The sequence below is a fragment of the Methylobacterium planeticum genome, assembly GCF_008806345.1.
GTDB lineage: Bacteria > Pseudomonadota > Alphaproteobacteria > Rhizobiales > Beijerinckiaceae > Methylobacterium > Methylobacterium planeticum.
Map to the genome: position 1 here is coordinate 116,483 of NZ_VZZJ01000012.1, position 11,822 is coordinate 128,304.

Consider the following 11,822-nt stretch of genomic DNA (forward strand, 5'->3'; position numbering starts at 1 on the left):
GCGCCGGTCCTGGCCATCCGCCGCCCGCACGGCCCTACCGGTTCACCAGGCGTGCCGGGTTGAGGAAGACGAGCGCCGCGCCGATGAGGAGCGTCGCACCGAGCACCAGCACGCCGTTCCCGGTGCTGCCGGTGGCGTCCTTCACCCAGCCGAGCAGATAGGGGCTGATGAAGCCCGCGATGCTGCCGATGGAATTGGCGAGCGCGAGGCCCATCGCGGCCGCGGCGCCGGTGAGGACCGAGGGGGCGAGCGTGTAGAATTGCGGCACGCAGGTCAGCGTTCCGGCCGCCGCCACCGTCAGGGCCGCGAGCGCCAGCGCGGTGTTCTGCGCCACCATCACGCTCACCGCGAGGCCGATCGCCCCGACCAGGGCCGGGACCGCGAGGTGCCAGCGCCGCTCGCGCATCCGGTCGGAGCTTCGCCCGACGAGGTACATCCCGATCAGGGCGCCCGTGTAGGGGATCGCGGTCAGCAGGCCCACATGCAGCGGATCCTTGACGCCGCTGTCCCGGATGATGGTCGGCAGCCAGAAACTGATGCCGTAGAGACCCATCGTGAAGAAGAAGTAGGTGCCGCTGAGGAGCCAGACCCGGCCGCTCGTGAGGCCTTCCCGGGCCGAGTGCAGCGGCTTGGTGCGGGCCTCCGCCGCGATGTCCGCGGTGATCCGCTCCTTCTCCGCCGGCGTCAGCCACTTCGCGGAGGCGACGTCGTTGTCGAGGTAGAAGAAGCACACGACGCCGAGGAGCGTGGCGAACAATCCCTCGATCAGGAACATCCACTGCCAGCCCTGCAGACCGTGGAACGTGTGGAAGCTCGTCATGATCCAGCCCGAGACGGGGCCGCCGATGATGCCCGAGAGCGGGATCCCGGCAAGGAACATCGCCGAGGCCTTGCCGCGATGGGACGAGGGAAACCAGATCGTCAGATAATAGACGATCGCCGGGATGAACCCGGCCTCGGCGACGCCGAGGAGGAAGCGCAGCACGTAGAAGCTCATCGGCGTCGTGACGAACATCATCGCCGCCGAGACGAGGCCCCAGGTGACCATGATCCGCCCGATCCAGACCCGGGGGCCGGTCCGCACCATGATCATGTTGCTGGGAATCTCGAAGAGCGCGTAGCCGATGAAGAAGACGCCGGCGCCGAGACCGTAGACCGTCTCGCTGAACTTGAGGTCGTTCAGCATCTGCAGCTTGGCGAACCCGACATTCACCCGGTCGAGATAGGCCGCGACGTAGCAGACGAGCAGAAACGGAATCAACCGGCGCAGCAATCTCCCGTAGAGCACCTGCCCGTCGGGCACCGCCTCGACAGACGTCAACGTGAGACCGCTCGTCATGGCATCCTCCCTGAGAGGCTATGGGCTCGCGCTTGTGCGCGTTTTCTCTGAATATCTCACCGAATTGGCACGGACGGATGATGTCGCGAAGTCGAGAACTTCGCCGGCCGCCAGAGCGCATTTAAAAACCAGGGGCTTTACAATGCCCGCAGCCTGAAAATCTCGAGAGCCGCAAGATGTTTGTTTGAACGCTGACCTCCGGGTCGAAGATCCGCAAACCATGCGTGCCGCCGCATCGGTCAGCCAGACGACGCTGATCGCGTCGGGACACGGCTCCTTCTCCCGGATTTCGCCGACGCCGACGCTTCCGATCCCGGCCACGCACGCGGGGCCCATCTCTATCGAATTCGGTACTCTGAACACAGACTGCGGAATGCTTGTACTTGTGTCAAGCGACAATCATAGTGGTGCGGGCAGCCATGGCCGACCGGGGAATAGGATTGCAGTCTCTCGAACAGTCGACGAGCTTGGTGGATCAGGCCTACACGGTGATCCTCGATGCGCTGTGCGACGGAACCTTCAAACCGGGCGAGCGGCTGACCCAGGACGACATCGCGAACCGCCTCAGCGTGTCCCGCCAGCCGGTGACGCACGCGCTGGCGGTGCTCAAGGCGCAGGGCTTCTTGGTTCAGTCCGGGCGCCGCGGCCTGATGGTCACGTCCGTCGAGCCGGACTTCTTCCAGGCGATCTACCAGTTCCGCTCGGCCGTCGAGCCCCTGGCGGTGAGCCTGGCGACGCTGCGACTGACGAAGAACGCCATCCTGCGGGGCCGCTCCCTGGTCGAGCACGGGCGCAACCTCGTGGTCGCGGGGGATGCGCGCGCGACGCTTCAGGCCGATATGGATTTCCACGCCTTCATCTACGAGTTGTCCGGAAACCCGATCATCGGCGAGACCATGCGTCTGCACTGGCTTCACCTGCGCCGGGCGATGGGCCACGTGCTGCGCTATCCGGGCATGTCGATCAGCGTCTGGCAGGAGCACAGCCGGATCCTCGAACGCATGGTCTCCGGCGATGCCGCCGGCGCCTCCGACCTGATGCGCCGCCACGTCGTCGACGCCTACGAGCGCGTCAAGGTCGATGTCGCGACCGGCGAGACGATCGGCGCGGCGTAGCCGCCTCGCCGGGGGGGGCCGTCGCGGGATGGCGGGCCGCTTGCTCACGAGTGGGCCGTGCTCACCCCGGCGATGGGTGCCGGTTCCGATCCTCAGGGCACGGCTTGGCGACATCCGACCCAGTGCAGAGATGCTCCTGCCGCAGGCCCGTGCTAGCAGGGCGCCCGGCGCATTCGCGGTGGTCACGACCGCCGGACATTTCCCGCGTCGACAGGATCGCACCATGCGTCTCATGGCCGTCATCATCCTTTGCCTCGGCGTGTCCGTCCCTTGCATCGCGGCGGCGCAGGGCGCGCCACCCGCCGCCGCGCCGGATGCGGCGGCCGTGACGGCGGCACGCGACGTGGTGACGCAGATGCAGGGCGACCGCACGAATACGCTGAACGGCATGGCCGCGCCGATGGTGGGCATGATGCAGCAGATGGGCATCAAGGAGCCGGACCGGGCCCGGACCCTCGTTCAGGAGGTGATCCTGCCCATGCTGACGGCCCATTACGACGAGCTGCTCGATATCCAGGCGCGCAGCTTCGCGAGCGTCCTCGCCAAAGACGACCTACAGGCGATCGGCGCCTTCTACGCCTCGCCGGCCGGCCGCCGCCTCGCCGCCGCCCAACCGCAGCTCGCCCAGGCGCAGATGACCGGCATGACGCAGTGGATGGGCGGCATGATGCCGGAGATGCAGACCAAGATCAGCCAGGCGATCAAGGCTCACGGCTGGGGCCCCGGCGGCAACCCGAAATGACCGGCTGAACGGCGACGCAGGCACTTGCCGGGTGCGGGTGAGGATTCGGCCTGCGGCGTGACATCCGGTGCCGGCAGGTCTTGCCGTGCCGAGACCAGATGCGAGCACAAAATTCACGCTGTCCGTGGCCGTGAGGCTGCCGGATCCCAACCGTTCCTTCGTCCCTGCCAGGGCGCTCGCGGTTCAGAAGGCCGCGGCTGCGATCGCCCCGGCCTTGCCTCGCTTTAGAACGAATGTGCTGGCTTGATCTCGGCAGCCCGGCAGTGACGTTCCCGTTATCGAATGGTTCGATCGATCATGGATTTTCCGGAGAGCGCTCTGATCCTGATCCGGTCCTCGCCCGGATCGGCAGGCTGCACCCACAGATCCTTCACCGCGGCAAGGGGTGCCGTGTTTGGGACGAGCGCGGCGACCAGTATCTCGACTGTCATCTCGCCTGGGGCGCGATCATCCTCGGCCACGCCCATCCGGGCGTGACGCGCGCGATCCGCCAGCAGGCACGTCTCGGAACGACGCTCGGCGGCACATCGGTCCTCTCTCGCGACCTCCATGACCTTCTGCAGAGAATCGTCCCCGGCGCGGGCCTCGTTCGCTTCGGCAAGAACGGGTCGGACGCGACCCTCGGGGCCGTCCGGGCAGCGCGCGCCCATACCGGGCGCAATACCGTCCTGCGCTGCGGCTATCACGGCTTCCACGACTGGTCGCTCGCCGGCTAGGGGCAGCCCGGCGTGCCGCCGACCCTCGATCGGCACATCGTCCCGATCCTGTTCAACGACCCGGCCAACCTGTCCGAGACGGCCACCCAACATGCTCGGGACCTCGCGGCGATCATCGTCGATCCCTGCGTTGATACGCTGGCCTCGAAGCCCTTCCTGCGCGCAGCGCGCGAGGTGGCCGATCGCTATGGGGCCGTCCTGATCTTCGACGAGATCATCTCGGGTTTCCGGATCGCCAGAGGAGGTATCCAAGAGATCCACGGCGTCCGACCTGATCTGATCTGCTTGGGGAAGTCGGTCGCCAACGGGATGCCGCTGTCTCTCGTCACGGGGACGCGCGCCGTGATGAGCGAGTTCAGCCGCATCTGGTATGGCCTCACCTTCGAGCAGGAGACCGTCTCGATGGCTGCCGGACGTGCCTGCTTGTCGGCGATCGAGCGGCTGGACGCTCCGAAGCTGATCGGATCCGTCGGCGATGAACTGCGATCCGCGTACGCGGCCCTCGCGCAAGAGATCGGGATCCGCACTGAACTCATCGGCCCACCGCAGCGGCTGATGCCGCGCTTCTACGACAGCCAGGATTTCGGCCCGCGCACCGACCAAGCTTTGCGCTTCGTCGAGACGCTGATCGGTCAGCGGGTCCTCCTGTGCAACGCGATCAACCTGAGTCTGGCGCACGACGAACGGGCCGTGGTCTGGCTCGTCGATGCGTTCCGCGCTGCGCTGGAACAGGCCGCCCGGCCGATCGGCGCGCAGGCCGCTCGGCCGGCCCATTTCCATCACAAGGCCGACATCGCTCCGGCTGTCCGTGAGATCGCCTCCACGCCGGGAGCCCCTGTGCGGATCCGCTGCCGCGTCCGGAACACCGGGCAGACCGTCTGGCGGATCAGCGGCGCCGGCATCGGCAAGGTGAACCTGGGGCTCCGGCTCTACGACGAGAGGCGATCGGTGATCGATCAGAATTTCCGTCGTCACGATCTCGCCGCGGCGCGGTGGCGCGGGCCTGCGGGGAGATCGAGGGGTTTCGTGAACGGCTCTTGGCTGCAGACGGCGCTTTCGGCCAGACCCGCGGCGTGGATCCGGAATATGCGGCTCGGCCGCCAATCGGCTGCGATTACTCGCCCTGTCGCGGCCAACCAGGACCCGCCAGACGTGCAGGTCGGAGAGGAACTCGATCTGGACTTCGAGATCCCGGCGCCCTCGGATGTCGGGCATTATCTTCTCGAGATCGACTGCGTCGAGGAAGGCGTGACTTGGTTGAAGGATGTGGGATCTTTGGCGCCGACGATCGCGCTCAGGGTCGACGACGTGTCTGACGGGAGCGGGCAATGTGCACGACTGCCGAGGGCACGCCCGCGCCGGACGACCTCCTCCAACCACCGCCACCGTTCTGCACGAATGTGGAATTGACGAGCCTGTGCAACCAGCGCTGCGTCATGTGTCCGCTGACCGCCCGCAACACCCTGTCGAGCCGCCAGCCCGGCCATATGACCGAAGAGGTCTGGCACGCCGTTCGCACCGCGCTGCGACTTATGGCGGAGAGATCCGACACCGTTCAGGAAGCCTGCCGCCGGTGGATCAGGGATGGCCGCGAGCGGACCTCCGGTGGACGGGCTTCGCCGCCAAGAGCCGGTCGGGCGCAGGTCGCCCCGGCGCCCGCAGATCAGCGCCCTAGCCCTCTCGCCCGCACCCGGCGCCGCGTCGTTGAGCGGGGGCCGACTCGGGCGAAGACGATCACCCAGCCGCCGCACACCGACCGGCTCCGGCAAGACGGCCTGCACCGGCAGGACGGCCTGCGCCGGGGAGACGGCCTGCACCTCGTTCTTGCATGCGCGTGCAACGCGAACACATGAACGCGGTGTCCGAACGCGGCCGAGCGTCGGTGGACAGGTCAGGAGCGACGGTATGACGACACGGCCCAAGGTGGCATTCATCGGCACGGGCGGAACCATCTCGTCGCGCGGACGGGATTCCCTCGATCTCCTCGACTACACCGCGACGGACGATCGCCTCGATGCGCACGCGATTCTCGATGCGATCCCCGATTTGCGGACGATCGCCGAGGTGATCCCGGTCGCCTTCCGGGCCGCGCCGAGCCCCGCGATCGGGTTCGCGGAGTGGCGCGATCTCGTCCGGCAGTGCGAAGACCTCGCGGCCGAGCACCCGGACCTCGCTGGCATCGTCATCGGGCACGGCACCGCGACCTTGGAGGAAACGGCCTACGCCCTGAGCCTGACCCTGACGGTTGAGGTGCCGGTCGTGCTGGTGGGCTCGCAGCGCCCGATCAGCGCCCTGTCGAGCGACGCCGGGCTCAACCTCGTGGCGGCGGTCCGGGCGGCGGCGGCACCCGGGTCCCGCGGGCGCGGGGTGCTCGTCGTGCTCAATGACGAGATCCAGGCCGCCCGCGAGGTGACGAAGACCTCTGTCGCTCGGCTGCAGACCTTCCGGACGCCGGATTTCGGCGTGCTCGGCCAGGTCGACGGAGCGACGGTGCGGTACTACCGGCGCGCGGAGCGCGGCCATGCGCCGGGGACGCCCTTCGACATCCGTGGCCTCGACGGGCTGCCACGGGTCGACGTGTCCTACGCCTACGCGGATGCCGACGGAACGGCCGTGCGGGCCTTTCGGGACGCGGGCGCGCGAGGCCTCGTCTCGGCCGGGCTTGCGCCCGGCATGGCGCCGCCCGGCGAGGCCGACGCCCTGGCGGAGGCGGCGCGGGCCGGCCTCGTGGTGGTGATGTCGACCCGGGCGGGAAGCGGCGTCGTGCCGCTGACGACGCGCCTGCGCCAGCGCGGCATCCTTAGCGCCGACAACCTGACGCCGCAGAAGGCCCGCATCCTGCTGGCGCTGGCCCTCACGCGGACGCGCGAGCCGGAGGCGGTGGCCGAGTTCTTCGCGACCTACTGAGAGGGCGAGCGCGTCGATCTGCGCCCAAAGCCCCGCGGCAATGTGGACATGGAGGAACGGTCGTCGCCCGCGCATCGGTGCGCGGCGAGCGCCGGCCGCCTCACCGGCGCTCGGGCTGCGGCACGCCGTGACGACCGCGCGCGACCCTTCTTCGCCGCGCAGCAACCGAGGGCCCTACCCGCCGAGGACGTCGGCCTCGGCCTTGCCGACCGCCTCGGCCTGCTGGTGGGCGACCTCCCGGGCGCTCCTGCGCCGGAGCAGGCTGCCGATCGCGATGACGGCGGCGGCGCCCAGAGCCGCCATCCCATAGGGGATCCCCTCCTGCACGGCCCGAGGCAGCGCCGCCACGCCGTGCTGGCGCACCAGCGGGTCCGAGGCGATCATCTCGCCCGCCACCCAGCCCAGCAGGCCGCCGCCGAACCAGATCAGCAGCGGGACGCGGTCGATCAGGCGCGTGAGCAGGCTCGCGCCCACGACCAGCAGCGGCACCGACAGGGCCAGCCCGACGATGAACAGCGCGTCGTGGCCCCTGGCCGCCCCCGCCACCGCCACGACGTTGTCGAAGCTCATCACCGCATCGGCCACCACGATGGTCCAGACCGCCTTCCACAGGCTGGTGTGCTGGCGGATCTCGCCCTCGGCCTCGTCCTCGCCGCAGACCAGCTTGACCGCGATATGCAGGAGGATGAGCCCGCCCACGACCTTGAGCAGGGGGACGGCGAGGAGGTGGGAGATCAGGATCGCGAAGAGGATGCGCAGCAGCGCCGCCGCCAGCGCGCCGACGAAGATGCCGATGCGGCGCTGGCGCTCGGGCAGACCCCGGCAGGCCAGCGCGATCACCACCGCGTTGTCGCCCGACAGGATGATGTCGATCCAGACGATCTGAAGCAGAGACAGCAGAAACGACGAGGTCAGGTACTGATCCAAGGCTCAATTCCTCGAAGCGCGTTCGTTCCGTCGCGGCGATGCCGCCATGGGTTCCCGAGGCCGCCTCCGGCGACGGGCCCGCGACCCTACGGGGTGCCGTCGGCGGCGGCCCGGAGGACCGGGGTCCAGCGCGCCACCTCGCTCTCGACGAGCCTCTGCAGCGCCGCGGGCCCGCGCTCGCCCGAACCCGGCACCGTGCCGCCGAGATCGAGGATGCGCTTGCGCGTCGTCTCGTCCTCGAGGGCCTTGCCGAGGGCCGCCTCGAGCTTGGCGCCGACCTCCTTCGGCAGGCCCTTCGGCGCGAAGACGGCGTTCCAGGCGCTGACCTCATAATCGTCGAGGCCGGCCTCCTTGGTGGTCGGGACATCGGGCAGAACCGTGGAGCGTTCCGGGGTCGCGATGGCATAGGCCTTGATCGTGCCGCCGGTGATCTGCGGGGCCACGTTCACGATCTGGTCGGTCATGAAGTCGACTTGGCCCGCCATCAGGTCGTTCAGCGCCGGGCCGGTCCCGCGATAGACCACGAGGGTCGGTTTCGCCCCGGTCTTCGCGTCGAACAAGATCCCGGTCGAGTGCGAGACGGAGCCGACGCCCGCATGGGCCTGGTTGATGCTCGTGCCGCCGGACTTCACGGCGGCGATGAAGGCCTTCAGGTCTGGCGCCGCGAAGTCCTTCCTGGCGACGATCACGATCGGCGTTCCGGCCGCCAGCCCAATCGGGTCGAAGCTCTTGGCGGGATCGTATCTGAGGCCCTTGAACAGGGCGGGCGCCGCGCCGTGCGTGCCCATGTGCCCCATCATGACGGTGTAGCCGTCCGGCGCGGCCTGCGAGGCGCGGGTGATCCCGGTGGTGCCGCCGGCGCCCGTGACGTTCTCGATCACGACCTGCTGCCCGAGCGACCGGGACATGTGCTCGGCCACGATGCGGGCGATGACGTCCGTCGGACCGCCGGCCGCGAAGGGCACCACCATGGTGATCGGGCGCTGCGGGAATGCGTCGGCGCGCGCGTGGCCGGCCAGACCGAGCGTTGCCGTGAGCGCGAGGCACAGCGATCTCACGGTGCGGGTCGTTGCGTCCTTCATGGGTGTTCCTCCCTCTCGCTTGTTTCGCGTCCGGGCGGCCCGGGCGCGAGGTGCCCGACCCGGTGATCGATCAGGCTTCCGTGAAGACCTCGTCCCGGCTCCTGCGGAGAGCGGGCATCAGCGCCGCCACGAGAAGCACGGCCGAGACGGCGAAGAGGACGGCGCTCACGGGACGCTCGAGGAAGACCATCGGGTCTCCCCGCGACAGGGTGAGGGCGCGGCGCAGGTATTCCTCCATGAGGCGTCCGAGCACGAAGCCGAGGAGGAGCGGCGCCGGCTCGAAGCCGAACTTGATCAGGAGGTAGCCGCAGAGGCCGAAGGCTCCGATCAGCATGACATCCGTGGGCGTCGCGTTGATCGAGTAGATTCCGATGGCGCAGAACATCAGGATTGCTGGGAACATCAGGCGGTAGGGCACCTTGAGGAGGGAGACCCAGATGCCGACCAGCGGCAGGTTGATGACCAGCAGCATCAGGTTGCCGAGCCACATCGAGGCGATCATGCCCCAGAACAGGTTCGGGTTCTTGGTCATCACGCCCGGCCCCGGGACGATGCCGTGTATCGTCATCGCGCCCACCATGAGCGCCATCACGGCGTTGGGCGGGATCCCGAGGGTGAGGAGCGGGATGAAGGAGGTCTGCGCACCGGCATTGTTGGCGCTCTCCGGCCCGGCGACGCCCTCGATCGCCCCCTGACCGAAGCGCCGGGGGTCGCGGGCGAGCCGCTTCTCCACCGAATAGGCCGCGAACGGGCCGAGCACCGCGCCGTTGCCCGGCAGGATGCCCAGGATCGAGCCGATCGCGGTGCCGCGCAGCACGGGCCCGGCCGCCTGACGCAGATCGGTCAATCCGGGCAGCAGCCGGCCGATCCGCTGGCGCACGACGTCCCGGGTCTCGGACTGATCGAGGTTGCGCAGGATCTCGGCGACGCCGAACAACCCCATCGCCAGGACCGAGAAATCGATGCCGTCGGTCAGGAAGGCGAAGCCGAAGGTCATCCGGTCCTGGCCGGTTTCGAGATCGGTGCCGATCGAGGCGAGCAGGATCCCGATCAGGATCATGGCGACCGCCTTCAGGATCGAGCCGCGCGCGAGCACCACCGCGAAGACGAGGCCCATCACCATCAGGGCGAAGTATTCCGCCGGCCCGAACACCAGGGCGAGGCGGGTCAGCGGCGCGCCGAGGGCCGCGATCAGCAGCGTCGCGACGGTGCCGGCGAAGAACGAGCCGATGGCGGCGATGCCGAGGGCGATGCCCGCCCGGCCCTGACGCGCCATCTGGTGCCCGTCGAGGGTGGTGACCACCGAGGTGGCTTCCCCCGGGATGTTGACGAGGATCGCGGTCGTCGAGCCGCCGTACTGCGCCCCGTAATAGATCCCGGCGAGCATGATCAGGGCACCGACCGGATCGAGCCCGAAGGTGATCGGCAGCAGCATCGCGATCGTCGCGATCGGTCCGACGCCCGGGAGAACGCCGATGAGCGTGCCGACGAGGCATCCCATGAAGCAGAGGGCGAGGTTCTGCAGGCTGAGAGCGACCGCGAAGCCGAGCCCGAGATTGGCGAAGAGGTCTGACACTGCCCGGATTTCCCGATTCTCGGCTGCCGATCAGGTCGTGATCGAGTGGGGCACGACGTCCACCGCCCGACGCCGCGTCCCGCGTCCGATGGCGAGCAGCCCCAGGCCGGTCAGACCCAGTCCCGCCGCGACCGCCCGAAGCAGAAGGCGCGGCGACACGCTGCCGGAGAGGGCCTCGAGCACGAAGGCCGGAAAGATCGGAATCGGCAGGTTGAGGAGATCGCCGAAGAGCAGCATGCAGCCCGCCGTGAGGAACAGGGCGAGGATCACGAGCTCGCGGAATCGCGCCTCCGGGCTCGCGTAGCCGGCGAGCAGGATTGCGAGGGGCCCGGCGACGATCAGCCCGAGCCCCGGTGTCGTCAGGGGGCCGACGGCCACCGGGCGGATCGTCAGGGCGAAGGCGAGGATCGCCAGCATCACGACGGCGGGCCCGCGCAGGGCGATCGACGGGAGGCGCTGTCCATCCCTGAGGAGGCCGGATGCCGCGAGGGCAAGGCCACAGAGGGTGATGCCGACGGAGAGCCATCGCGGAAGGAAACCCGGGCCCATCGCCCTCATGCTGCCCTGCGGAAGATCGCTTCCCGCCCAGACGCCGAGGAGACCGAGGCCGACGAGGCCCAGTCCGGCTGCGAGGGGCTGCGGGCCGCGAATGCGCGTGTGCCCTGAGCCGTGAAGCGGCTCATCCATGATGTCGTCTCCCGGCGTAACCTCAGCTTCCGCCGCTGCGGGCGGATTGCAAGGTCATCATGGCATGTCCGCGAGCAAGCGTCCTGTAGCGAATACATCGCAATCACCAGAATGATGACATCGAAGCTGATTCACCCCTCTCCGAAAGCGATTGAGCGGCCGCTCGATTGAAGGTTGCTCGCCTGCGAAAGTGTACGTGCGAGGGGCTGCTCTTAATCCCGACTTTTTATTCGATTGAATTGTCGGCGACGCGAGGCTCGACAGGCTGGCCCTTTCGGAACCGGCTAATCCGGGATCCCGTTGAATCGGGAAACGGAGGAAACGAGCTATGGCAACGATCGAGACGTCATCAGCTCTCAGCCACCCGCTCATCGAGAGCGATCACATCGAAGGCACCGCTGTCTTCGACGTGAACGGGAAGCGCATCGGCACCATCAAGCGGCTGGTGATCGAGAAGGTGAGCGGCCACGTCGCCTACGCCGTCACCACGTTCGGTGGCTTCCTCGGAGTCGGTTCCGAGGTTCACACGATCCCCTGGGAACAGCTGCACTACGACACGGCGCTCCACGGCTACCAGACCGGCATCACGGAGGAGCGGTTGCGCATGGCGCCGGAATTCTCGCTGAGCGATACGACGCTCCTCTCCGGACACGAGCGACAGCAGCTCCGCGAGTTCTATACGGAGCCCATGCCCTAAGGGTCACGGCGTGCCGGGCCTCGGACGACCGGCG

Annotated in this window: 9 protein-coding genes and 1 pseudogene; 5 read left to right on the plus strand and 5 right to left on the minus strand. The window is 68.4% G+C overall.

Features of this window, described 5'->3' with window-relative positions:
• Nucleotides 1–34 precede the first annotated feature (34 nt).
• Entirely contained in the window at nucleotides 35–1,339 is a 1,305-nt protein-coding gene (locus F6X51_RS15325; protein ID WP_150964543.1) for an MFS transporter, read from the minus strand.
• A gap of 440 nt (nucleotides 1,340–1,779) precedes the next feature.
• Between F6X51_RS15325 and F6X51_RS15330 the strand changes: the two genes are divergently transcribed.
• From F6X51_RS15330 to F6X51_RS15350, 4 genes and pseudogenes are all read left to right on the plus strand, one after another.
• Nucleotides 1,780–2,454, plus strand: a complete 675-nt coding sequence (locus F6X51_RS15330) for a GntR family transcriptional regulator (protein WP_246696821.1) — start codon at nucleotides 1,780–1,782, stop codon at nucleotides 2,452–2,454.
• A 223-nt stretch (nucleotides 2,455–2,677) separates the two neighbouring features.
• Nucleotides 2,678–3,196: a DUF2059 domain-containing protein gene (locus F6X51_RS15335; protein WP_150964545.1), complete on the plus strand. Its 519-nt coding sequence runs from the start codon at nucleotides 2,678–2,680 to the stop codon at nucleotides 3,194–3,196.
• Nucleotides 3,197–3,429: 233 nt separating this feature from the next.
• A pseudogene (locus F6X51_RS15345) lies at nucleotides 3,430–5,322 on the plus strand (aminotransferase class III-fold pyridoxal phosphate-dependent enzyme).
• 495 nt (nucleotides 5,323–5,817) lie between these two features.
• Nucleotides 5,818–6,819 (plus strand): asparaginase, encoded by a 1,002-nt coding sequence (locus F6X51_RS15350; RefSeq protein ID WP_150964548.1) that lies wholly within the window; start codon nucleotides 5,818–5,820, stop codon nucleotides 6,817–6,819.
• Between the two features lie 174 nt (nucleotides 6,820–6,993).
• On the opposite strand, the gene F6X51_RS15355 is transcribed toward F6X51_RS15350, so the two are convergent.
• The 4 genes from F6X51_RS15355 to F6X51_RS15370 all read right to left on the minus strand — a co-directional run bounded on the left by F6X51_RS15355 (nucleotide 6,994) and on the right by F6X51_RS15370 (nucleotide 11,091).
• Nucleotides 6,994–7,746 (minus strand): TerC family protein, encoded by a 753-nt coding sequence (locus F6X51_RS15355; RefSeq protein WP_150964549.1) that lies wholly within the window; start codon nucleotides 7,744–7,746, stop codon nucleotides 6,994–6,996.
• Between the two features lie 86 nt (nucleotides 7,747–7,832).
• A complete protein-coding gene (locus F6X51_RS15360; RefSeq protein ID WP_150964550.1) occupies nucleotides 7,833–8,828 on the minus strand; it encodes a tripartite tricarboxylate transporter substrate-binding protein in 996 nt (331 codons plus the stop codon).
• Nucleotides 8,829–8,898: 70 nt separating this feature from the next.
• Nucleotides 8,899–10,404, minus strand: a complete 1,506-nt coding sequence (locus F6X51_RS15365) for a tripartite tricarboxylate transporter permease (protein WP_150964551.1) — start codon at nucleotides 10,402–10,404, stop codon at nucleotides 8,899–8,901.
• A gap of 30 nt (nucleotides 10,405–10,434) precedes the next feature.
• On the minus strand, nucleotides 10,435–11,091 hold the full coding sequence (locus tag F6X51_RS15370) for a tripartite tricarboxylate transporter TctB family protein (RefSeq protein WP_150964552.1): 657 nt from the start codon (nucleotides 11,089–11,091) through the stop codon (nucleotides 10,435–10,437).
• 328 nt (nucleotides 11,092–11,419) lie between these two features.
• On the opposite strand from F6X51_RS15370, the gene F6X51_RS15375 reads away from it, so the two are divergent.
• Nucleotides 11,420–11,788, plus strand: coding sequence for a PRC-barrel domain-containing protein (locus F6X51_RS15375; protein ID WP_150964553.1), 369 nt, complete (start codon nucleotides 11,420–11,422; stop codon nucleotides 11,786–11,788).
• The last annotated feature ends 34 nt before the right edge of the window (nucleotides 11,789–11,822 follow it).

Excerpts from the sequence above, each read along its gene's own strand:
- F6X51_RS15325 (WP_150964543.1), bottom strand. The coding sequence starts at position 1,339 with ATGACGAGCGGTCTCACGTTGACGTCTGTCGAGGCGGTGCCCGACGGG.
- F6X51_RS15335 (WP_150964545.1), top strand. The coding sequence starts at position 2,678 with ATGCGTCTCATGGCCGTCATCATCCTTTGCCTCGGCGTGTCCGTCCCT.
- F6X51_RS15350 (WP_150964548.1), top strand. The coding sequence starts at position 5,818 with ATGACGACACGGCCCAAGGTGGCATTCATCGGCACGGGCGGAACCATC.
- F6X51_RS15360 (WP_150964550.1), bottom strand. The coding sequence starts at position 8,828 with ATGAAGGACGCAACGACCCGCACCGTGAGATCGCTGTGCCTCGCGCTC.
- F6X51_RS15370 (WP_150964552.1), bottom strand. The coding sequence starts at position 11,091 with ATGGATGAGCCGCTTCACGGCTCAGGGCACACGCGCATTCGCGGCCCG.
- F6X51_RS15375 (WP_150964553.1), top strand. The coding sequence starts at position 11,420 with ATGGCAACGATCGAGACGTCATCAGCTCTCAGCCACCCGCTCATCGAG.